Below are 21,525 nucleotides of genomic sequence, written 5' to 3'. Positions count from 1 at the left end.
CGGCCGGGTGCCGCCCGGCCGCGGAGGCTAACGTGGTGCCATGCCTCAACCGTCGAACGATGCCTCCGTCTGGCAGGTCCGCGAGTCCGCTCTCGACCCCGGCGCGCACGGCGCCCTGGAGTCCGTCTTCGCCCTGTCCAACGGGTACGTCGGCGTCCGGGGCACGCTGGACGAGGCGCAGCCCAGCGCCTCCCGCGGGACCTTCCTGGCGGGGGTCTACGAGTACCACCCGCTGTCCTACCCCGAGGGCGGCTACGGGCACCCGGAGCACGGGCAGGCCATCATCGGCGTGGCCGACGGGAGCACCGTGCGCCTGCAGGTGGACGGGGTGCCGCTGGACGTCCGGGAGTCCCCGCCGGAGCAGCACGACCGCGTGCTCGACCTGCGCGCGGGCACGCTGCGCCGCGAGACGGAGTGGGTCACCCCGCGCGGCGCCCGGATGCGCCTGACGTCCACCCGCCTGGTCTCGCTGACCCAGCGCTCCGTCACGGCGATCCGCTACGAGGTCGAGGCGCTGGACCGCACGGTCCAGGCGGTGCTGCGCTCAGACCTGGTCGTCAACGGCACCCCGCCCAAGGTGGAGAACGAGGACCCGCGCGTGGCAGCGGTCCTGGAGCAGCCGTTCCGCGCCCGCCTGAGCCGCTGCCACGAGACCGGCGGCGTCCTGGTCCACCGCACCCACGGGAGCGGGATCGGGGTGGCCGCGGCGGTCGAGCACGAGGTCGACCTGCCGGCCGGAGGCGCCGTGAGCACGCAGTGCGACGACGACCAGGTGGTCACCACCGTCGTGACCGACCTCCGGCCCGGGCAGCGGGTGGGCTTCGTCAAGTACCTCTGCCACGCGTCCTCGGACGCGGACCCCTCGGCCGACCTGCGGGAGCGGGTGCTCGCCGCGATGACCGGGGCTCGGCGGCGCGGCTGGGACGGGCTGCTCGCCGACCAGCGGGCGGAGCTGGACGAGTACTGGGACGGCGCCGAGGTGGAGATCGACAGCGACCCCGAGCTGCAGCTGGCGATCCGCTTCGACCTGTTCCAGCTCCTGCAGGCGGCGGCCTGCGTCAGCCGCGCCCCGGTCGGGGCGAAGGGGTTGACCGGCGGCGGGTACAGCGGGCACACCTTCTGGGACATCGAGGGCTTCGTGCTGCCGGCCCTGGCGCTGCTGCGCCCCCGGGACGCCGCCCGGCTCCTGCAGTGGCGCTCCTCGACCCTGGACCGGGCCCGGGAGCGGGCGCAGGTCCTGGACCTGGGCGGCGCCTCCTTCCCGTGGCGCACCATCGACGGGCACGAGACGTCGGCGTACTGGCCGGCCAGCACGGCGGCCATGCACGTCAACGCCGACATCGCGCGGGCCTTCCGCTGGTGGGCCGACGCCACCGGCGAGGACCTCACCGAGGTCGGCGGGGTCGACGTCCTGGTGGAGACGGCGCGTGTGTGGGCGGCCATGGTGCACGAGGACCACGAGGGCGGCATCCACCTCCTCGGTATGACCGGGCCGGACGAGTACACCGGCGTGGTGGACGACAACGTCTTCACCAACCTCATGGCCCGGCGCAACCTCCGGGCGGCCGCCGACGCGTGCGAGGAGCACCCCGAGCACGTGGGGCGGCTCTCCGTGACGGCGGACGAGCTCCAGCGGTGGCGGGCCCTGGCGGACGCGCTCCACGTCCCCTACGACGCCGTGCGCGGCGTGCACCCCGCCAACGAGGGGTTCACGACCTACCGCGAGTGGGACTTCGAGGCCAAGCGCGACGGCTACCCCGTGGAGGAGCACTTCCACTACGCCAAGATCTACCGCCGCCAGATCGTCAAGCAGGCGGACCTGGTCCTCGCCCTGTGGTGGTGCGCCGAGGCGTTCACCCCGGAGCAGACCGCCCGGGACCTGGACTACTACGAGCAGCGCACCGTCCGCGACTCGTCCCTCTCGGCCTGCGTCCAGGCCGTGGTCTGCGCCCGCGTGGGCCACCTGGACCTCGCCCTGGAGCACCTGCGCGAGTCCGCCCTCGTGGACCTGCGGGACATCCAGCAGGACGCCGAGCAGGGGCTGCACCTGGCCTCCGCCGCCGGGTCGTGGCTGGCCGTGGTCTGCGGGTTCGGGGGACTGGACACGAACGGGGGCGAGCTGTGCCTGGCCCCCCGGCTCCCGGAGCGGCTGCACCGGATCGCCTTCCGCCTCCGGTGGCACGGCCGCCGGCTCGGCGTGGAGATCACCCGCTCGGGCACGACCGTGCGGGTCCTGGACGGGGACGCCGGCGAGGTGGCGCTGCGGATCGACGGCCAGGCCTTGGCCGTCACGGCCGACCGCCCCGCGACCGCGCCGCTGCACACGCCGCACCCGCCCACCCCCACCCCGCGCCAGCCCCCGGGACGCGCCCCGCGCGCCCCCCGCACGCCGTGACGCGCCCCGCGCCCCTCGAGGTGCTCACCCGCGTCTGGGGCTACGACGCCTTCCGCGGGCAGCAGGCCGAGATCATCGACGCGGTCACCGGCGGCGAGGACGCCCTCGTGCTCATGCCCACCGGCGGCGGCAAGAGCCTGTGCTACCAGATCCCGGCGCTCGTCCGGGAGGGCACCGGGGTGGTCATCAGCCCGCTCATCGCGCTCATGCACGACCAGGTCGACGCCCTCGAGCAGGTCGGCGTGCGCGCCGCGTACCTCAACTCCACCCAGACCGTCGAGGAGCGCCGCGCCGTCGAGCGTCGTCTCCTGGCCGGCGAGCTCGACCTGCTCTACCTCGCTCCCGAGCGACTCCCGGTCGCGGCCGACCTGCTCGACCGCGCCCGCATCGCGCTCTTCGCCGTCGACGAGGCGCACTGCGTGGCCCAGTGGGGCCACGACTTCCGCCCCGACTACCTCGGGCTGACGATCCTCCACGACCGCTGGCCCGGGGTCCCGCGCATCGCCCTCACCGCCACCGCGACCGCGGAGACGCGCGAGGAGATCGTCCACAACCTCCGCCTGGACGACGCCCGGGTCTTCGTCTCCAGCTTCGACCGCCCCAACATCCAGTACCGGGTCGGGCCCAAGAAGGACGCCCGCCGACAGCTGCTCCAGCTCATCCGGACCGAGCACGACGGCGAGGCCGGCATCGTCTACTGCCTCAGCCGCGCCTCGGTCGAGCGCACCGCGGAGTGGCTGGCCGGCCAGGGCGTCACCGCGCTGCCGTACCACGCCGGCCTGCCCGCCGAGGTGCGCTCGCAGCACCAGACCCGCTTCCTGCGCGAGGACGGCGTCGTCATGGTCGCGACCATCGCCTTCGGCATGGGGATCGACAAGCCCGACGTGCGCTTCGTCGCCCACCTCGACCTGCCCAAGAGCGTCGAGGGCTACTACCAGGAGACCGGGCGCGCCGGGCGCGACGGGCTGCCGTCGACGGCGTGGCTGGCCTACGGGCTGCAGGACGTCGTCCAGCAGCGCCGGATGATCGAGGACGGCGAGGGGGACCGGCAGCGCAAGCGCGCCCAGACGCTGCACCTGGACGCGATGCTCGCGCTGTGCGAGACGGTGCAGTGCCGCCGCCGGCAGCTGCTGCGCTACTTCGGCGAGGCGAGCGAGCCGTGCGGCAACTGCGACACGTGCCTGGACCCGCCCGAGGCCTTCGACGGCACGGTCCCGGCGCAGAAGCTCATGTCCACGATCGTGCGGCTGCAGCGGGAGCGGGGCCAGCAGTTCGGCGCCGGGCACCTGGTGGACATCCTGCTCGGCCGGGAGACCGAGCGGGTGGTGCGGATGCGCCACACCGAGCTCACCACGTTCGGCATCGGCACCGAGCTGAGCGACCAGGAGTGGCGCGGGGTGGTGCGCCAGCTGCTCGCCCAGGGCCTGCTCCAGGTGCAGGGCGAGTACGGCGTCCTGGCGCTCACCGAGGCCGCCGGGGAGGTGCTGCGCGGGCAGCGGGAGGTGCGCCTGCGGCGCGAGCCGGAGCGGGCCAGGACCGTCCGCACGCCGAGGACCGGCGCCGCGCCCCCGGTCCTCGACCAGCCCCAGCAGGAGCTCTTCCAGCAGCTGCGGGCCTGGCGCTCCGCCGTGGCGAAGGAGCAGGGCGTGCCGGCGTACGTCGTCTTCAACGACGCGACCCTCGCCGCGATCGCCCAGGCCCGGCCGAGCTCGCTGGGGGAGCTGCGCGGCATCTCCGGCGTCGGCGACGCCAAGCTCGAGCGCTACGGCGAGGCCGTCCGCCAGGTCGTCGCCGACGCCTGAGGATCCGCACCTGCGGATGCAATGCCGGACGAATGACCGCAGGTGCGGATAGCATGGCGCCATGACCGAGCTCAGGATCGCCGAAGCCGCCCGCTTCCTCGGCGTCAGCGACGACACCGTCCGGCGCTGGATCGACCAGGGCGCGCTGCACAGCACCCGGAGCGCGACCGGCCAGACCGTGGTCGACGGACTGGAGCTGGCCCGCCTGCTCAAGGAGCGCGCCGTCCGGCCCGAGGACCCCGCGCACGTCGCCAGCTCGGCGCGCAACCGGTTCGTGGGACTGGTCACCGAGGTCGTCTCGGACACCGTGATGTCCCAGGTGGAGCTGCAGTGCGGTCCGCACCGGGTGGTCTCGCTCATGAGCACCGAGGCCGTCCGGGACCTGGGCCTGGAGCCCGGCCGCGTGGCCACGGCCGTCGTCAAGTCGACCAGTGTCGTCGTCGAGACCCCCGGGGCGTGAGGCGGCGGTGCGCGCCAGGGCCCCCGCCGCGGCCGTCCTCCTCGCCGCCCTCGACCTCGGCGCCACCGGGTGCGGGGCCGGTGGGGACCCCGCGACCGTTCTCGACGTCCACGCCGCCGCCTCCCTCACCGGCACCTTCACCGAGCTCGCCGAGCAGTTCGAGGCGCAGCACCCGGGGGTCGAGGTGTCCCTGAGCTTCGCCGGGTCCTCCACCCTGGTCCAGCAGCTCACGGAGGGGGCGCCCGCCGACGTCCTCGCCACCGCGGACGAGCGGAGCATGGCCGGGGCCGTGGCGGCCGGCCTGGTCGACGGCGAGCCCGAGGTCTTCGCGACCAACGTCCTGACCGTGGTCGTGCCCGCCGGCAACCCCGCCGACGTCGCGTCCTTCCAGGACTTGGCGGAGCCGGGCGTGCAGGTCGTGGTGTGCGCCCCGCAGGTGCCGTGCGGCGCCGCCGGCGAGCGGGTCCAGGAGTCCTCGGGCGTGCGGCTGAGCCCGGTGAGCGAGGAGGGCTCCGTGACGGACGTGCTCGGCAAGGTCGTCTCGGGCCAGGCGGACGCCGGCCTGGTCTACGCCACGGACGCACGCTCGGCCGGGGACGCGGTCGAGGTCGTCGAGGTCCCGCAGGCGGCGCAGGCCGTCACCCGTTCCCCCGTCGCCGCGCTCACGGACTCCGACGAGCCGGAGCTCGCCCGGCAGTTCACCGAGCTCGTCGCCGGCGACCGCGGCCGGGAGGTCCTGGCCGGGGCGGGGTTCGGGGCGCCGTGACCCGGCGTCGTCCCCGCGGGTTCAGCACCGTCCCCGGCTGGGTGTGGATCCCGGCGGCCCTGGGCGCCCTGGTGGTGGTCCTGCCGGTCCTCGGGATGCTCGCCCGGGTGGACGGGGGCGGTTTCCTCGGCCTGATCACCTCCGAGTCCTCCCGCACCGCGCTGTGGCTGAGCCTGCGCACCGCGACCGTCTCCACCGCGCTGTGCGTGCTCCTGGGCGCCCCGCTGGCCCTGGTGCTGGCCCGCGCCCGGCTGCCCGGGGCACGGCTGCTGCGGGCGCTGGTGCTGCTGCCGCTCGTGCTGCCGCCCGTGGTCGGCGGGATCGCCCTGCTCCACACCTTCGGGCGCCACGGGCTCGTGGGGCGCCACCTCGAGCTGGCGGGGATCAGCATCGCCTTCACCACCGTGGCCGTGGTGCTCGCCCAGACGTTCGTGGCGCTGCCGTTCCTCGTGGTCAGCCTCGAGGGGGCGCTGCGCAGCGCGGCGGCGGGCTACGAGGAGGTCGCGGCCACGCTCGGCGCCCGGCCCACCACCGTGCTGCGCCGGGTCACCCTCCCGCTGGTGCTGCCGGGGCTGGCGTCCGGCGCGGTGCTCTCCTTCGCCCGCTGCCTGGGCGAGTTCGGGGCCACCCTGACCTTCGCCGGCAGCCTGCAGGGGACCACCCGGACCCTGCCCCTGGAGATCTACCTGCTGCGGGAGACGGACCCGGACGCCGCCGTCGCCCTCTCGCTCGTGCTCGTGGTCGTGGCGGTCCTCGTCGTGGGGCTCTCCGCCCCCGTGCGCCGGACGGCGAGCCGGCGGTGACCGGGGCGGCGACGACGGAGGGGCTGTCCGTGACCGCCCGGCTGGCCGCCCGGGACGTGGACCTCTCGCTGAGCGTCCCGCCGGGGGCCACCGTGGCGGTGACCGGCCACAACGGCGCGGGGAAGTCCACCCTCTTCGCCGTCCTCGCCGGGCTGCTCGTGCCGGACACCGGCCGGTGCACCCTCGGCGGGACCGTGCTCTTCGACCTCGACGCCACCGGGCGCGGGCGCTGGATGCCCCCGCACGAGCGCGGCATCGCGCTCATGGCCCAGGAGCCGCTGCTGTTCCCGCACCTGAGCGTGCTCGAGAACGTGGCCTTCGGCCCGCGCAGCCGCGGGGCGGGCCGCGCCCGGTCGCGGACCGCCGCCCGGCACTGGCTCGCCGAGGTGGGCGCCGAGCAGTTCGCCGACCGCCGCCCGGCCCAGCTCTCCGGCGGCCAGGCGCAACGTGTGGCGATCGCCCGGGCCCTGGCGGCCGAGCCGCGGCTGCTGCTGCTGGACGAGCCGTTCTCCGCCCTGGACGCGGCCGCCCGGCCCCTCGTCCGCGAGCTGCTCGTCCGGGTGCTGGCGGAGCGCACGGCCCTGGTCATCAGTCACGATCCCGGGGACGCCGCCGCCCTCGCCGAGCACGTCGTGGTGCTCGAGCACGGCCGGGTCGCGGCGGGCTGAGCACCGCGCCGGAGCGCTCCGGCGCCTCCCCGGCCCGCGCAGTACGATCGGGACCACCACCGTTTTCGTATGACCCGGCTCACACGACCCACCCCGTCGTGACGGGCCGACGAGAGGACCACCCATGACTCCCGTCCTGCGCGGCGAATCCCCGTCCGTGGAGCAGCACCCCGGCATCCCCTTCCCGGACGCCGACCTCTTCTGCTTCGCCGCCCTGCTCCCCCCGGAGGAGCGCGCCCGGCTGGCCGACCTGCACACCTTCCTCCAGGAGCAGGTCCGCCCCGTGGTCACGCCCTACTGGGACCGTGAGGAGTTCCCGTCCCACCTGCTCCCGGCACTGGCCGCCCACGGGCTCGGCGAGCTCGAGCTCTCCGGGGCGAGCCGGCTCTACCGGGGCCTGGCCTACGTCGAGGTCGCCCGGGCCGACGTGTCGCTGAGTGCCCTCGTGGGGATCCACAACGAGCTCATCGTCGACCTGATCGCCGCCCTGGGCTCGGAGGAGCAGAAGGCCCGCTGGCTGCCCGACCTGCGCCGCTTCCGGGCCCTCGGCGCCTTCGCCCTCACCGAGCCCGAGCACGGCTCCGACATCGCCGGCGGCCTGGCCACCACCGCGACCCGGGACGGGGACGAGTGGGTGCTCACCGGGACCAAGCGCTGGATCGGCGCCGGCACGATCGCCGACGTCGCGATCGTCTGGGCCCGGGACACCGCCGACGGGAAGGTCAAGGGCTTCCTCGTGGAGACCGACCGCCCGGGCTGGTCCGCCACGAAAATCGAGCACAAGATCGGGCTGCGGATCATGCAGAACGCCGACATCGTCCTGGACGAGGTCCGGATCCCCGCCGCCGGCGCCCTGCCCGGGGCACGGGACTTCGCCGCGGCCAACGTGATGCTGCGCAACTCCCGCGCCTGGGTGGGCTGGCAGAGCGCCGGGGTCCAGCTCGCGATCTTCGACGTCGCCCGCGACTACGCCCTGACCCGGCGGCAGTTCGGCCGCCCGCTCGCGAAGTTCCAGCTCGTCCAGGAGCCCCTCGCCCGGATCCTCGGCAACGCCACGGCCGCCCTGGGCCTCATGGCCCAGATCGCCCGGCTCCAGGAGGACGGCGGCTTCGACATGCCCCACGCCGCGCTGGCCAAGGCCACCACCACGTCCCTGGCCCGCGAGTCCGCGGCCCTGGGCCGGAACCTGCTCGGCGGCAACGGCGTGGTCACCGACCACGAGATGGCCAAGCTCTTCAACGACGTCGAGATCCTCTACACCTACGAGGGCACCTACGAGATCAACGCCCTCATCGTGGGCCGCGCCGTCACCGGCGTCTCCGCGTTTGTCTGAGTGCGGTCCCCGCACCACCGTCCGCCCCCCACCGCCTCGAGCAGCTCCTCCGAAAGGACCCCGCATGGACGTCACCGACACCTCCGCCCTCGTCACCGGCGCCGCCTCGGGCCTCGGCGCGGCCACCGCCGCGATGCTCGCGGGGCGCGGCGTGCGGGTCTTCGGCGTGGACCTCCCGGCCGCGCTCGAGAACGCCCCCGACGCCCCCGGCGTCACCCGCGTGCCCGCCGACGTCACCGATCGGGAGCAGGTGCGCGAGGCGGTGGCGGCCGCGGCCGGCTCCGGGCCCCTGCGCACCGTGGTCAACTGCGCCGGCATCGGCCCCTCGGCCCGGGTGCTGGGCCGGCAGGGCGTGCACGACCTCGACCTGTTCGAGACCGTGCTGCGCGTGAACCTCCTCGGCACCTTCACGGTCCTCGCCCTGGCCGCGGAGCGGATCGCCGCCACCGACCCCGTCGACGACGACGGCCAGCGCGGGCTGGTCGTCAACACGGCCTCCGTCGCCGCGTTCGAGGGGCAGGTGGGGCAGGCCGCCTACGCGGCGTCGAAGGGCGGGGTGCACAGCCTGGGCATCACCGCGGCCCGAGACCTCGCGAGCGCCGGCATCCGGGTGAACACCATCGCCCCCGGCGTGATCGAGACGCCCATGCTCGCGGCGGTGGGCGACGAGTTCCGGGCCGCGCTCGCGGCGGGCGTGCCGTTCCCGCGCCGGCTCGGCCGGCCCAGGGAGTTCGCCCAGCTCGTGGCGGCGTTCCTCGACAACGACTACCTCAACGGCACCACCGTCCGGATGGACGGGGCGCTGCGCATGGCGCCCCGCTGAGAGCCCGCCCCATAGACTGGGACCCATGACCACCGACTTCTCGCCCGTCGACCTCGCGACGGCCCGCGACCGCCTCCGCCAGCTGATCATCGACCTCGCCGTGGTGCGGGGCCGGGTCACGCTCGCCAGCGGCATCGAGGCCGACTACTACGTGGACCTGCGCCGCGTGACCCTCCACCACGAGGCGTCCCGCTACGTGGGCCAGGTGATGCTGGCGCTGCTCGACGAGGCCGGGATCTCCTGCGCCGCCGTGGGCGGGCTGACCATGGGCGCGGACCCCGTGGGCCACGCGATCATGCGCACGGCGGGGGACCAGGGCCGGGCCGTCGACACGTTCGTGGTCCGCAAGGCCCAGAAGAGCTACGGGATGGGCCGCCAGGTCGAGGGCCCCCCGGTGCAGGGCCGCGACGTCGTCGTCGTGGAGGACACCTCCACGACCGGCGGGTCCGCGCTCACCGCGGTGGAGGCCCTGCAGCGGGCGGGCGCCAACGTGGTGGCCGTGGCGATCATCGTGGACCGGCGGACCGGCGCCAAGGAGCGCATCGAGGAGACGGCGGGCGTGCCGTGCCTCTACGCCTTCACGAAGGACGAGCTCGGGCTTGACTGACCCCGCCGCCGAGACCGGCGCCGCGGGACCGGCCCCCGCGGTGGGCGTCGGCCCCTGGGCGGGCCCGTGGCCCGAGGGGGAGCAGTGGGACCCGGAGCTGCTCGAGCACGGGGACCGGCGCAACGTCGTGGACGTCTACCGGTACTGGACGATGGACGCGATCGTGGCCGATCTGGACACTCGCCGGCACGGGTTCCACGTGGCGGTCGAGAACTGGCAGCACGACCTGAACATCGGCTCCGTGGTGCGCACCGCCAACGCGTTCCTCGCCCGGGAGGTGCACATCATCGGCAGACGCCGCTGGAACCGCAGGGGAGCGATGGTCACCGACAGGTACCAGCACCTGCGCCACCACGCGAGCGTCGAGGAGTTCGCGGCCTGGGCGGACGCCGAGGGCCTGCCCGTGATCGGGATCGACAACTTCCCCGACTCGCAGCGGCTCGAGACCTACGACCTGCCCGAGCGCTGCGTGCTGGTGCTCGGCCAGGAGGGGCCGGGGCTGAGCCCCGAGATGCACGCCGCGGCCCGGGCCACCCTGTCGATCGCCCAGTTCGGCTCGACCCGCTCCATCAACGCCTCCGCGGCGGCCGCGGTGGCGATGCACGCCTGGATCCGGCGCCACGTCTTCGGCCAGCCGGTCGCCTGACGGGCGACCCGCCGTGTCCACCCGCCGTTCCCCCGTCGTCCCGCGGCGCGGCTTTGGCTAGAGTGGGAGCCAGGCCACACCCGAACCGAAGGAGCCAGCATGCCCATCGCAACCCCTGATGTCTACGCCGAGATGATCGACCGGGCCAAGGAGAAGGGTTTCGCCTACCCGGCGATCAACGTCACCTCCTCCCAGACCCTCAACGCGGCCATTCGCGGCTTCGCCGAGGCCGGCTCGGACGGCATCATCCAGGCCTCCACCGGCGGCGCCGCCTACTGGTCCGGGGCCTCCGTCAAGGACATGGTCAACGGCTCGCTCGCGATGGCCGCCTTCGCCCGCGAGGTCGCGAAGAACTACGACGTCAACATCGCCCTGCACACCGACCACTGCCCGCAGGACAAGCTCGACGGCTTCGTGCTGCCGCTGCTGGAGGAGTCGGAGAAGGCCGTGGCCCGCGGCGAGGACCCGATCTTCCAGTCCCACATGTGGGACGGCTCCGCCATCGAGCTCGACGAGAACCTCAGGATCGCCCAGGACCTGCTGGCCCGCACGAACAAGGCCAAGATCATCCTCGAGGTCGAGATCGGCGCGGTCGGCGGCGAGGAGGACGGCGTCGAGAACGAGATCAACGAGAAGCTGTACTCCACCGTCGAGGACGGTCTCGCCACGGTCGAGGCCCTCGGCGCCGGCGAGAACGGCCGCTACCTCACCGCCCTGACCTTCGGCAACGTGCACGGCGTGTACAAGCCCGGCGGGGTCAAGCTGCGCCCCGAGCTGCTGCAGCAGATCCAGGCGGAGGTCGGCAAGAAGCTCGGCCAGGACCGCCCGTTCGACCTCGTCTTCCACGGCGGCTCCGGCTCCTCCGCGCAGGAGATCGCCGACGCTGTCTCCTACGGCGTGGTCAAGATGAACGTGGACACCGACACCCAGTACGCCTTCACCCGCCCCATCGCCGGGTTCATGTTCGCCAACTACGACGGCGTCCTGAAGATCGACGGCGAGGTCGGCAACAAGAAGAAGTACGACCCGCGCGTGTGGGGGGCCCTGGCCGAGGAGTCCATGGCCGCCCGCGTGGTCGAGGCCTGCCAGAACCTCGGCTCCGCCGGGACCTCCGTCAAGTAGCCGCCCCTCCGCGGCCGCGCAGCACGACGGCGGCGTCCTGCCCGAGCGGGGCGCCGCCGTCGTTCCCGCGCCCGTCCCGCACGCCCCCGCAGTCCCGCGCACCGAAAGGACCCCGTCCCCCATGAGCCTCACCGGCAAGAACCTGCTCGGCGGCCCCGAGCCCACCTTCCTCACCGAGGACCCGGGCCTGGTCGAGCGCATCGAGGCGGGCGACGAGGCGGAGGACCTCGCCGCGCGCTTCCCGAAGGCCTCCCTCGCGTGGGCCATGTGCGCCGAGGACGCCCTCGCCGAGGGTCGCGTCCTCGAGGGCTACGCCTTCGCCCGCGTGGGCTACCACCGCGGCCTCGACGCCCTGCGCGGCCACGGGTGGAAGGGCCACGGGCCCGTCCCGTTCTCCCACGAGCCCAACCGCGGCTTCCTGCGGGCGCTCGCGGCCCTGGGCCGGGCCGCCGCGGCCATCGGCGAGTTCGACGAGGCCGAGCGCATCCAGAAGTTCCTCAACGACTCGGACCCCACCGCCGCGGAGCAGCTGCAGCGTTGACCCGGCGGTCGCCAGGGCCCGGGGGACGCCGGAGGACGGCTCCCGGGCCCTCGTCGTGTCCGGTCACGACCGTTGTCGGCCGGCCGGAGCGGTGCCAGCATGGAGGCATGGCCGCCCCGCAGACGCCCATCCCGGAGGGCCCCGGCGTCCAGCGCGTGCTCGGCGTGGTGAACCCCTACGACATGGCCCTCGACCGCGAGATGTGGCGGTGGATGCCCGCGACGACGTCCCTGGCGGTGGCGCGCACGCCGTACCATCCCCTGGTCGTGGACGAGCTCATGGCCGCGCGCATCGGCGACGACGCCGAGATCAGGGCGGCGGCCCGCTCCCTGGCGGCCGTGGGCCCGGAGGCCGTGGTCTACGCCTGCACGTCCGGCAGCTTCGTGCACGGCTGGCGGGGGGCCCGGCGGATCTCCCGGACGATCACCGAGGAGACCGGTGTCCCGGCCCTCACCACCTCCGAGGCGCTGCTCGAGGCGCTCGACGCCCTGGGCGTGACCGCCCTCGCGATCGCCACCCCCTACGTCGAGCGGCTCACGCAGCGGCTGGAGGACTTCCTCGCGGAGGACGGCAGGGACGTCGTCGCCTGCGCGGGCCTGGGGCTGGACCGGCTCATCTGGCACGTCCCCTACGCCGTGACGGCGGACCTCGTCCGCCGGGCGGACCGGCAGGAGGCCCGGGCCGTCTTCGTCGCCTGCACCAACCTGCCCACCTACGACCTCATCGCGCCCCTCGAGCAGGAGCTGGGCAAGCCGGTACTGACCGCCAACCAGGTCACGCTGTGGGCGGGCCTGCGCCGGCTGGGTCTGGCCCCGGAGGGCCCGGGGCAGCGCCTGTGCGCCCTGCCGTCCCGCGAGGCCGAGCTGCGCTGAGCCGGCCCGGGTCACGCCCGGAAGAGGGCGCCGAGCCGGTCGGCGCGGGCGGGGTGTCCGGCCAGCCGCAGCCCGTGCCACGCCGTCACCTGGTTGGCGGTCAGCACGGGCAGCCCGAGCGCCCGCTCGAGGCCCGGCAGGGCGGTCACCGTGTGCAGGGCCGTGTCCGGGACGAGCAGGCACTCGGCGCCCCGGACGTCCGCGGCACGCGCGGCCCCGAGCAGCCACTCGGCGTCGAGGCGCCCGGCGTCCTCGCCGCTGGGGACGCCGTGGGCGGACAGCGCCGTGACCGTGATGCCGTCCCCGGCCAGGAAGGCCGTGAAGCGGGCCGCGACGTCCGCCGGGTACGTCGCCGCCACCGCGACCCGGCGGGCCCCCAGGTGGCGGACCGCCGCCGAGAACGCCCAGGACGTCGAGGAGGCGGGAGCGCCGCCGGCCTCGGCCACCCAGCGGACCTGGACGAGCGCGCCCTCCCGGCCGTGCACGAAGCTGCCCGACGTGCAGGCCCACAGCACGGCGTCCGGGGCGTGGGCGCGCGCCCGGCGGGCGGCGGGCTCCAGGTGCCGGCGGGCGCCGAGGTCGAGCAGCGCCCCGACGTCGTGCGCGGTGCCGCCCTCCCAGGTGTGCACCACGGGGAAGGCGGCGTCCGGCACGAGGCGCTCCAGCACCGCGTAGTCGTCCTCCGCGCTGTGCCCCGGATAGAGCATGACCACGGTGTGCACGTCGGGGCGCCTCCTCCCGGGAGGGTTGGACGGGATCGGCGAAAAGCTTACAGTTTGATTGTCGACAATCGTAGCGGCCGGAGGGGGTCTCGTGCAGGACGTGCTGGAGCTGTCCGCGCTGCAGCTGACGGCGGCCTACGCCGCGGGCGAGCTGTCGCCGGTCGAGGTCGTCGAGGCGACGCTGCGCGCGATCGAGGCCGTGGACCCGGTCCTCAACGCCTTCTGCCTCGTGGAGGGCGACGAGGCGCTGCGCGGCGCCCGGGACTCGCAGGAGCGCTGGGCCCGCGGGGAGGGGCGCGGGCCGCTGGACGGGGTGCCCACCACGGTCAAGGACCTGCTCCTGGCCCGCGATCGGCCCACCCTGCGGGGCTCCCTGCTCGTCGACGACGCCGGGCCGTGGGTCGAGGACGCCCCGTCGGTGGCCCGGCTCAAGGAGGCCGGCGCAGTGCTCGTCGGCAGGACGACCACCCCGGAGTTCGGCTGGAAGGGCGTCACGGACAGCCCCCGCACCGGTGTCACGGTCAACCCCTGGGACACCGCCCGGACCCCGGGCGGCTCCTCGGGCGGCTCGGCCGCCGCCGTGGCGGCCCGGCTCGGCGCCCTGTCGGTGGGCACCGACGGCGGGGGGTCCGTCCGCATCCCGGCCTCCTTCTGCGGGATCGTGGGGCTCAAGCCCACCTACGGGCTGGTGCCCCTGTACCCGGCGAGCCCCTTCGGCACGCTGGCCCACACCGGACCGCTGGCCCGCACCGTGGCCGACGCCGCCGCGATGCTCGACGCCCTGTCCGGGTACGACCCCCGCGACTGGTCCGCGCTGCCCACCCCCACCGGGAGCTTCCTCGGCCGGCTGGCCGGCCCGGAGCGGGCAGCCGGCCTGCGGGTGGCCTTCAGCCCGGACCTCGGCTACGGCGTCAACGACCCCGGGGTGGAGCGCTCCGTGCGGGCGGCCGTCGGGGTGCTGGCCGAGCTCGGCGCGGTGGTCGAGGAGGTGGAGCTGGGCCAGGAGGACCCCGTGTGGGCCTACCACGTGCTCTGGTTCAGCGGCGCGGCGGCCGTGGTGGCCGGCGGCGGGGCGGGCGCGCTCGAACGGATCGACCCCTCCCTGCGCGCCGCGCTCGAGCGGCACCACGGCTTCACCGCCCAGGACTACCTCGACGCCACGGCCTGCCGCATGGCATGGGGCCACCGGATGGGCCTGCTGCACGAGCGCTACGACGTCCTCGTCACGCCCACCCTGCCCCGGACGGCCTTCGAGGCCGGCACGGACGTCCCGGCCGGGTCCCCGAGCCAGGACTGGACCAGCTGGACGCCCTACTCCTATCCCTTCAACCTCACCCAGCAGCCGGCGGTCACCGTCCCGTGCGGGCTCTCCGCGGAGGGGCTGCCCGTCGGCCTGCAGATCGTGGGCCCGCGCCACGGCGACCAGCGGGTGCTCGACGCCGCGGCCGCCTACGAGGCCGCGGCCGGCCACGGCGCCCTCCGCCCACCGGCCGCGGCCCGGTCCTCCGCCGCGGTGCCGGTGCGGAGCACCCCGTGACCCGCTACCTCACCGTCAGCCTGGAGCGGCGCGCCGTCACCGCCCGCGCCCGGCTCCTGGACCGCGAGGCGCCCCGGACCGCCGAGGCCGTCTGGCGGGCGCTGCCCCTGGCCGGCCAGGTCTTCCACGGGAAGTTCGCCCGCAACGAGATCTACGCCCTGGTCCCGGCGTTCGCGCCCGAGGAGCCGGGGCCCGAGAACCAGACCGTGACGCCCATCCCGGGGGACCTCTGCTACTTCAGCTTCGACGGGGTGCTCGAGAACCCCGCCTACGGCTACGACGCCTCCTCCGGGACCTCCGAGCACCGCCTGCTCATCGACCTCGCCGTCTTCTACGGCCGGAACAACCTGCTGCTCAACGGCGACGTGGGGTGGGTGCCGGGCAACGTCTTCGCCACGATCGAGGACGGCCTCGACGAGCTGGCCGCCGCGTGCCAGGACGTGTGGATGGGCGGGGCCCGGGGCGAGACCCTGCGGTTCGCCCGCGCGGAGGAGCCCTGAGCCGGCCGGCACGGCGCGAACTAGGATGGATCCTCGGCCCGGGCGCCCCGCCCCGGGCCGGACGAGAGATGGAGAGCAGCATGGCAGCCCGGTCGGCCCTTCCCCCTGTGGTCCAGGAGTCGACCCCTGCGCTCATCGCCAGAATCCTGCGGGAGGCCATCGCCGACGGCCGCTTCCCGCCCGGGAGCCAGCTCGTGGAGCAGGAGCTGGCCAGGGAGCTCAACGTGAGCCGGGGACCCCTGCGCGAGGCCATGCAGCGGCTCACGCAGGAGGGCCTGCTGGTGGGTCACCGCAACCGCGGGCTGTTCGTGATGGAGCTGACCGAGGACGCGGTCCGGGACATGTACCTCGCCCGGGAGGCCGTGGAGTGCGCGGCCGTGCGCCGGATCGTGGCCACGGGCACCGGCTCACGGGCCGCCGAGGCGCTGGCCGTGCCGCTGGCCGAGATGCGGGCCGCCGCCCCGGAGCCGAACGGGCGTGCGATGTCGGAGGCGGACCTGCACTTCCACGAGCTGCTCGTGGAGCTCGCCGGCAGCCCCCGGCTGCTCGGCATGCACCGGACGCTGCTCACCCAGATCCGGATGTCCCTGACCGGCATGCAGGGGACCTACGGGTCCGCCGACGCCCGCCTCCGGGAGCACGCCGAGATCGCCGAGGCGCTCGACGGGCAGGACGCGGACCGTGCGGACACGCTGCTGCGGGCCCACATGCAGGACGGCCTCGAGCGGGTCCTGGGCGCCTGAGCGGGCCGCGCCCCTGCCCGCGCGCGGGCCGGCGGGGCGTCAGGACGCGCCGGGCTCCTCGCCGCGGCCGGGACCGCCGGGCCGGCGCGGACGCCACGTCGGGCGGGGCCAGTCCCGTCGGGGCAGGCGCACGTTCCACTCGCCCGCCCCGGGCAGCCGCCACCCCCGGCGCCGGGCCACCACGGTGACCGTGGCGGCGGTGAGGATCGCCGCGGCCATGCCCCACTTTGGGTAGCCCAGGCCGTGCAGCACCGCCATCTCGGCGCTGCCGATCACCGCCCCGGTCGCGTAGAGGGTGTTGCCGCCGAAGATCATCGGCACCCGCCCCACCGCGATGTCGCGGATCATCCCGCCGCCCACGGCGGTGATCACCCCGATCATGACGGCCGGCAGCCAGGTCAGTCCCACGTCGAGGGCCTTGCCCGTGCCCGTCGCCGCCCAGCAGCCCAGGGCCAGGGCATCGGCCACCACCAGCACGCGGTTGGTCCACTTCCCCCGGAACTGCAGGAAGAACGCGATGGTGGCGCCGGCGATCGCCGTGATCAGGTACGCGGGGTTCGTCAGGGCCACGGGGAAGCCGACCTGCAGGAGGGTGTCGCGCAGCAGTCCCCCGCCGAGCGCGGAGACAACGGCCAGGAACGCGAAGCCGACGGGGTCCATCTTCAGCTGGCGCGCCACCACCCCGCCCAGGATGCCGTTGGTCAGCACGCCGAGCAGGTCGACGGCGTCGAAGGCCGCGCTCGGGTCGAGATCCACCACGGCCACCACGGCCACCACGGCCACCACGGCCACCACGGCCACCACGGCCACCACGGCCACCACGGCCACCACCGCCACCACGGCCACCACCGCCTCTCCCGCGTCACGCCGACGCCCGAGGGTAGCACCGTCTCCCGCGCCCCGGCCCGCGGTGCTCTACTGGACGCGGGAGCACCCGCAGGCCGTCCAGCGCCGGCCGCTCGAACGGAACGGCCGGGCCCACCACCAGGAGTCGTCCCATGAGCACCTCACCCACCCCCGACCAACCCTCCCCGCTGCCCGGGACGGGATTCACCGGCGCCGGAGCGGACACGGACGCGCCCGGAGCGCGCGCGGCATCCGCCCCCTCCGGCGGTCCGCCGGACGGGCCGGCCGCGGACCCCGGGGACGTGGCCCGGGCCGTGCTCCCCGCCGTGGGCCCGTGGTCGGACCCCCTGGGACGGGCGGGCTCCCGCTCCGCCCAGGTCCTGCTCGTCGCCGCCGTGCTCGCCGGGCTGACGTGGATCCTGCTCCGCGTGTCGCTGGTGGTGATCTCCGTGCTCGTGGCCCTCATCCTGGCCTCGGCCGTGAGCCCCCTCGTGCGCTGGCTGACGGGCCGGGGCTGGTCGCCCCTGCTGGCCACCGCGGCGGCGTTCCTGGGCATCCTCGCCCTGGTGGGCGGGGTGGTGACGGGCATCGTCCTCGCGGTCCGCAGCGAGTGGGACAACCTCTCGGCCTCGGCCGTGGAGGGGTGGGAGGAGCTGCAGCGCGTGATCATGTCCGGGCCCCTGCCCGTGGACACCGCCTCCCTGGACGCGCTGCTCCAGCGGGCCACCGACTTCCTCACGTCCAGCGCCTTCGCCGGGGGAGCCATCAGCGGGCTCACGGCCGCCACCGAGTTCCTCGCCGGCGTGGTGCTCATGACCGTCGTCCTGTTCTTCTTCCTGAAGGACGGCGCGAAGATGTGGAACTTCACGCTGCGCTGGTTCCACGGCGGCACCCGGGCGCGGCTCGCCGAGTCCGGGGACCGGGCGATCCAGGTGCTCGGCGGCTACGTGCGCGGCACCGCGGTCGTCGCCGCCGTCGACGCGGTGTTCATCGGGGTGCCCCTGGCCCTGCTCGGGGTGCCCCTGGCGCTGCCGCTGGCCGTCATTGTGTTCATCGGCGGGTTCGTCCCGATCGTCGGCGCCACGGTCGCGGGGATCCTGGCCGCCCTGGTCGCGCTCGTGACCAACGGCCCGTGGACCGCCCTGATCGTGGCCGGCGTCGTCGTCGTCGTCAACCAGATCGAGGGCGACCTCCTCCAGCCCGTGGTGATGGGCCGGACCCTGAGCCTGCACGCGATCGTCGTGCTCCTGGCCCTCACGGTGGGCACCATCGTCGGCGGGATCTTCGGGGCCATCCTCGCCGTGCCGATCACCGCGGTGGGCTGGGCCGTGATCCAGGTGTGGAGCGACCGGTACCAGGCGGGGGAGGACCCGGTGCTGGGGCCGGACCCGCTCGACCCCCAGGACACCGCCCGGTCCAAGGCGAGCATGGCCGAGCGGTGGAAGTACCAGCGGATGCGCTACCAGCACCGCCCCGGCGGCCGGCTCGGGGCCACGGAGCACGACGCCCGCGGGAGGCCGCACGACGGACCTACCCCGGCCGGGGACGAGCCGGACGCGCAGGACTGAGCGGCCCGGGGGGCCACGGCGTCACAGGAAAGGCCGCAGCGGCACCAGGACGGTCTCGGCGAACCAGGCCGCGGGGGACCGCTCGTCCCACCGGCCCGCGGTCAGCTCCCGGCAGTTCTCGCTGTCGGCGGCGAAGACCGCCTCCATGTCCGCGGCGACGTCCCGGTCGTGGATCTCGAGGTTCGTCTCGTAGTTGAAGCCCAGGCTCAGCCGGTCGATGTTGGCGGTGCCGACGATCGACCACTGCCCGTCGATCGTCGCGGTCTTGGCGTGGATCATGGCGTGGCGGTAGAGCAGCACGGTGATGTCCGCGGCCAGCAGGGTCGAGTAGAAGCCGCGGGAGAGCCAGTCGGCGAGCACATGGTTGGAGTCCTCGGGCAGGATGACGCGCACGTCCACGCCCCGCCGGGACGCCTCGATCAGGGCGGAGAGGATCTGCTGGTCGGGGATGAAGTAGGCGGTGGTCAGGTAGATGTGGTCCGTGGCCCGGTGGATGGCGTCGAGGTAGACGCTGCGGATCGGGTACACGAGGCTGGCCGGGATGTTGTTGATCGCGCGCACCCGCGAGTCCCAGGAGCCCGGGTTCACGTGCGGGAGCTTCGTCCGCCGCGCCGAGGGGTGGTTCCACACCGCGGCGAAGGAGTGGCCCAGCTCGAAGGCGGCGGGACCGGTGAGCCGCACATGGGTGTCCCGCCACTGCGTGGCGTAGAGCGAGCCGAGGTTGTAGCCGCCCACGAACCCGACCTCGTCGTCGACCACCAGCAGCTTGCGGTGGGTCAGCCCGGTCGCCTGCAGGGGGCTCAGCAGCAGGCGCGGGCGCAGGACGGGGAACCGGAAGACGTGCACGTCCGGGTGGAAGCGGTAGAAGCCGCGGGGCACCACGAGGTTGCCGAAGCCGTCGTACATGACGTGCACCTCGACACCGCGGGCGGCGGCGTCGTTGACGGCGTCCAGGAACTCGCGCCCGACCTCGTCGTCCTTCCAGATGAAGGTCTCCAGCAGCACCCGGTGCCGGGCGCCGCGGATCGCGGCGAGCATGTCCCGGTAGAGGTCCTCGCCGTAGGTGTAGATCGTGGTGCCGGTCTCCGCGACCGTGTGCTCGAACGTGCCCGGGCGCGGGAACCCGGAGCGCCGCGAGCGGCTCCGGCGCTTGATCGCGTCGGTGGCCACCAGGGTGGCCACCACCGCCGCCTGCACGGCCACCATGCCCAGGGCGGAGCGGACGGCGAACGAACGGAGCAGGCGGGGCCCGGAGGAACGAGGAATTCTCATCCGCGAAGCCTACCCGGGCGCCGCCGAAGGCGCGGGGCGGCCCGGTCTTCGCCGCCGTGCTGTCCTTGGTGGCCGACCGGCTCCTGGCAGCGCCCGCGGAGCGCACCGGTCCGGCCCCCGCCACCCGCGGGTGAGGCGCCCCGCAGGCGCCGGGGTGGGCGGCGACCACGCTCGTGCCATGGACCCCGGTTCCAGCGCCCCCGCCGTGGCGCGCTCGATCGGCCTCGTGCCCGGGCTCGGCCTCTCCATGGCGGCGGTGACGCCCTCCCTGCTACCGCGGCCGCCCGTCTTCCAGGGCTTTCTCGCCGGGGTCGGCTTCACGCTCGGCTGCCGCCTGGGGGTCCTGCTCGCGGGGCTCGTGCTCCGGGCCGCCGCCCGCCGCACCCGCGGGCCCGGGCCTCCGGGCGCGGCCTCGGCCGTCCTCCTGGCCGTCCTGCTCGTGGTGCTCGGCGTGCTGGCCGTGGCGGACCGGGTCTACGCGGCACGGGACGCGACGACCCCGAGGGCGTCGTCGAGTCCGGCTCCCGGTGGCGCTCGGCGGGCGAGGACTCGCCGGTGCGCTGGGAGGCGCTCGGCATGCAGGGCCGCGTCTTCGTCGGCGGCGGGCCCACCCCGGCACAGATCGAGGAGGTGACGGGCCGTCCCGCGGCGGCTTCGAGCGGGAGGTGCCGGTGGTCGCCGCGCCCACCGGGTCGGGCTGGCTCGAGCGCCAGCCCGTGGACACCGTGGAGTACCTCAACGCGGGGCGCACGGCGATCGTGGCGACGCAGTACTCCTACCGGCCCAGCTGGGTCTCCTTCCTCTTCGCCCCGAAGCTGCCCCGCGCCTCGAGCCGGGCGCTGTTCGACGCCGTGCACGGGCCGTGGGAGCGCCCGCGGATCGCCTACCACCAGCACGCCACGGACCCCATCACCTGGCTGGACCCCGCCGTGATCTGGCAGCGGTCGGAGTGGCCGGCGGGATCGCAGGCCGAGGGCGGGCGCGCCGCGGACGTGAGCGACGCGATGGTGTGGATCCCACTCCTGATTTACCTCCAGCTGGCCGTGGACATGGTCCTGGGCGAGGCCGTCCCGGCCGCCGGGTCCCAGGCCGGCCCGGTACTACCGTCCCGTCAGCTCCGCCCGGGCGAGGTCCAGGGCCCGGGCCAGGCGCTGCACGCCCACTTCCGTGCGCTCCGGGCTCGTGGAGGCGAAGCACAGCCGGAAGGCGTCCTGGAACCGGCCCGAGGGGGACAGCGCGGGACCGGGGATGAAGGCGACCCCCTCGGCGAGGGCGATCTCGAACAGCCGGGGGGTGGCCACGGCCGCGTCGTCGCCCTGCAGGGTCACCCACAGGAAGAAGCCGCCCTCGGGGTCGGTCGTGACCACCCGGGAGCCCAGGTGACGGGCGATCGAGGCGTCCATGGCCTGCTTGCGCCGCCGGTACTCCGTGCGCAGGCCGGCCAGGTGGTCGTCGTAGCCGCCCTGGCGCACGAACCGCTCCACGATGTGCTGACCGGG

General features: G+C 74.8%; 21 protein-coding genes and 2 pseudogenes. 19 read left to right on the top strand and 4 right to left on the bottom strand.

Annotation, left to right across the window (positions count from 1 at the left end; all coding sequences use genetic code 11):
* Nucleotides 1–40 precede the first annotated feature (40 nt).
* The 13 genes from RF647_RS12470 to RF647_RS12410 all read left to right on the top strand — a co-directional run bounded on the left by RF647_RS12470 (nt 41) and on the right by RF647_RS12410 (nt 12,838).
* Nucleotides 41–2,395 (top strand): glycoside hydrolase family 65 protein, encoded by a 2,355-nt coding sequence (locus tag RF647_RS12470; RefSeq protein ID WP_368811983.1) that lies wholly within the window; start codon nt 41–43, stop codon nt 2,393–2,395.
* Complete coding sequence (gene recQ / locus RF647_RS12465; RefSeq protein WP_368811982.1) at nt 2,392–4,197, top strand: DNA helicase RecQ; 1,806 nt, start codon at nt 2,392–2,394, stop codon at nt 4,195–4,197. The genes RF647_RS12470 and recQ overlap by 4 nt, the downstream gene beginning before the upstream one ends.
* Nucleotides 4,198–4,258: 61 nt before the next feature.
* Nucleotides 4,259–4,657, top strand: coding sequence for a molybdopterin-binding protein (locus RF647_RS12460; protein ID WP_017833044.1), 399 nt, complete (start codon nt 4,259–4,261; stop codon nt 4,655–4,657).
* 7 nt (nt 4,658–4,664) lie between these two features.
* A complete protein-coding gene (gene modA / locus RF647_RS12455) occupies nt 4,665–5,423 on the top strand; it encodes a molybdate ABC transporter substrate-binding protein (RefSeq protein ID WP_368811981.1) in 759 nt (252 codons plus the stop codon).
* On the top strand, nt 5,420–6,226 hold the full coding sequence (locus tag RF647_RS12450; RefSeq protein WP_368811980.1) for an ABC transporter permease: 807 nt from the start codon (nt 5,420–5,422) through the stop codon (nt 6,224–6,226). Before modA ends, RF647_RS12450 begins: the two co-directional genes overlap by 4 nt.
* Nucleotides 6,227–6,255: 29 nt before the next feature.
* Nucleotides 6,256–6,894: a sulfate/molybdate ABC transporter ATP-binding protein gene (locus RF647_RS12445; protein WP_368811979.1), complete on the top strand. Its 639-nt coding sequence runs from the start codon at nt 6,256–6,258 to the stop codon at nt 6,892–6,894.
* A gap of 124 nt (nt 6,895–7,018) precedes the next feature.
* Complete coding sequence (locus tag RF647_RS12440; protein WP_368811978.1) at nt 7,019–8,227, top strand: acyl-CoA dehydrogenase family protein; 1,209 nt, start codon at nt 7,019–7,021, stop codon at nt 8,225–8,227.
* 64 nt (nt 8,228–8,291) lie between these two features.
* Entirely contained in the window at nt 8,292–9,050 is a 759-nt protein-coding gene (locus RF647_RS12435) for an SDR family NAD(P)-dependent oxidoreductase (protein ID WP_368811977.1), read from the top strand.
* A gap of 25 nt (nt 9,051–9,075) precedes the next feature.
* A complete protein-coding gene (pyrE, locus tag RF647_RS12430; protein WP_017833050.1) occupies nt 9,076–9,657 on the top strand; it encodes an orotate phosphoribosyltransferase in 582 nt (193 codons plus the stop codon).
* Nucleotides 9,650–10,303: a TrmH family RNA methyltransferase gene (locus RF647_RS12425; protein WP_368811976.1), complete on the top strand. Its 654-nt coding sequence runs from the start codon at nt 9,650–9,652 to the stop codon at nt 10,301–10,303. The genes pyrE and RF647_RS12425 overlap by 8 nt, the downstream gene beginning before the upstream one ends.
* Nucleotides 10,304–10,402: 99 nt before the next feature.
* The gene (fbaA, locus tag RF647_RS12420; RefSeq protein WP_126346907.1) at nt 10,403–11,425 is read left to right on the top strand and encodes a class II fructose-bisphosphate aldolase; all 1,023 of its coding nucleotides are present in this window, start codon (nt 10,403–10,405) and stop codon (nt 11,423–11,425) included.
* A 121-nt stretch (nt 11,426–11,546) separates the two neighbouring features.
* Nucleotides 11,547–11,966: a DUF3151 domain-containing protein gene (locus tag RF647_RS12415; protein WP_126346908.1), complete on the top strand. Its 420-nt coding sequence runs from the start codon at nt 11,547–11,549 to the stop codon at nt 11,964–11,966.
* Nucleotides 11,967–12,073: 107 nt separating this feature from the next.
* Entirely contained in the window at nt 12,074–12,838 is a 765-nt protein-coding gene (locus RF647_RS12410; protein ID WP_368811975.1) for an Asp/Glu/hydantoin racemase, read from the top strand.
* Between the two features lie 11 nt (nt 12,839–12,849).
* Here RF647_RS12410 and RF647_RS12405 read toward each other — a convergent pair whose 3' ends face one another.
* Nucleotides 12,850–13,560: a maleate cis-trans isomerase gene (locus RF647_RS12405; RefSeq protein ID WP_368811974.1), complete on the bottom strand. Its 711-nt coding sequence runs from the start codon at nt 13,558–13,560 to the stop codon at nt 12,850–12,852.
* A gap of 91 nt (nt 13,561–13,651) precedes the next feature.
* Here RF647_RS12405 and RF647_RS12400 point away from each other — a divergent pair, with 91 nt between their 5' ends.
* From RF647_RS12400 to RF647_RS12390, 3 genes are all read left to right on the top strand, one after another.
* Nucleotides 13,652–15,097, top strand: a complete 1,446-nt coding sequence (locus RF647_RS12400) for an amidase (RefSeq protein ID WP_368811973.1) — start codon at nt 13,652–13,654, stop codon at nt 15,095–15,097.
* Nucleotides 15,094–15,597, top strand: coding sequence for a DUF3830 family protein (locus RF647_RS12395; protein ID WP_368811972.1), 504 nt, complete (start codon nt 15,094–15,096; stop codon nt 15,595–15,597). Before RF647_RS12400 ends, RF647_RS12395 begins: the two co-directional genes overlap by 4 nt.
* An 80-nt stretch (nt 15,598–15,677) precedes the next feature.
* Nucleotides 15,678–16,340: a GntR family transcriptional regulator gene (locus RF647_RS12390; RefSeq protein ID WP_368811971.1), complete on the top strand. Its 663-nt coding sequence runs from the start codon at nt 15,678–15,680 to the stop codon at nt 16,338–16,340.
* Nucleotides 16,341–16,379: 39 nt separating this feature from the next.
* Here RF647_RS12390 and RF647_RS12385 read toward each other — a convergent pair whose 3' ends face one another.
* Complete coding sequence (locus RF647_RS12385; RefSeq protein ID WP_368811970.1) at nt 16,380–17,189, bottom strand: trimeric intracellular cation channel family protein; 810 nt, start codon at nt 17,187–17,189, stop codon at nt 16,380–16,382.
* A gap of 149 nt (nt 17,190–17,338) precedes the next feature.
* Here RF647_RS12385 and RF647_RS12380 point away from each other — a divergent pair, with 149 nt between their 5' ends.
* The gene (locus RF647_RS12380) at nt 17,339–18,754 is read left to right on the top strand and encodes an AI-2E family transporter (RefSeq protein WP_368811969.1); all 1,416 of its coding nucleotides are present in this window, start codon (nt 17,339–17,341) and stop codon (nt 18,752–18,754) included.
* Between the two features lie 21 nt (nt 18,755–18,775).
* Here the strand turns inward: RF647_RS12380 and RF647_RS12375 are convergent, their stop codons facing one another.
* The gene (locus RF647_RS12375) at nt 18,776–20,026 is read right to left on the bottom strand and encodes a phosphatidylserine/phosphatidylglycerophosphate/cardiolipin synthase family protein (protein ID WP_368811968.1); all 1,251 of its coding nucleotides are present in this window, start codon (nt 20,024–20,026) and stop codon (nt 18,776–18,778) included.
* Between RF647_RS12375 and RF647_RS12370 the strand changes: the two are divergent.
* Nucleotides 19,959–20,480 (top strand): annotated as a pseudogene (locus RF647_RS12370) (alpha/beta-hydrolase N-terminal domain-containing protein); the annotation flags it as partial. The gene RF647_RS12375 and the pseudogene RF647_RS12370 sit on opposite strands and share 68 nt — an antisense overlap.
* A gap of 106 nt (nt 20,481–20,586) precedes the next feature.
* Nucleotides 20,587–21,090 (top strand): annotated as a pseudogene (locus tag RF647_RS12365) (alpha/beta-hydrolase family protein); the annotation flags it as partial.
* 36 nt (nt 21,091–21,126) lie between these two features.
* On the opposite strand, the gene RF647_RS12360 reads toward RF647_RS12365, so the two are convergent.
* Nucleotides 21,127–21,525: aminotransferase class I/II-fold pyridoxal phosphate-dependent enzyme (locus RF647_RS12360; RefSeq protein WP_368811967.1), on the bottom strand; the 399-nt coding region annotated here is incomplete at its 5' end.

This window comes from Kocuria sp. CPCC 205263, assembly GCF_040981075.1.
GTDB lineage: Bacteria > Actinomycetota > Actinomycetes > Actinomycetales > Micrococcaceae > Kocuria > Kocuria rosea.
The sequence above is the reverse complement of the archived record's forward strand: the minus strand, read 5'-3'. Positions and strand labels throughout refer to the sequence as shown.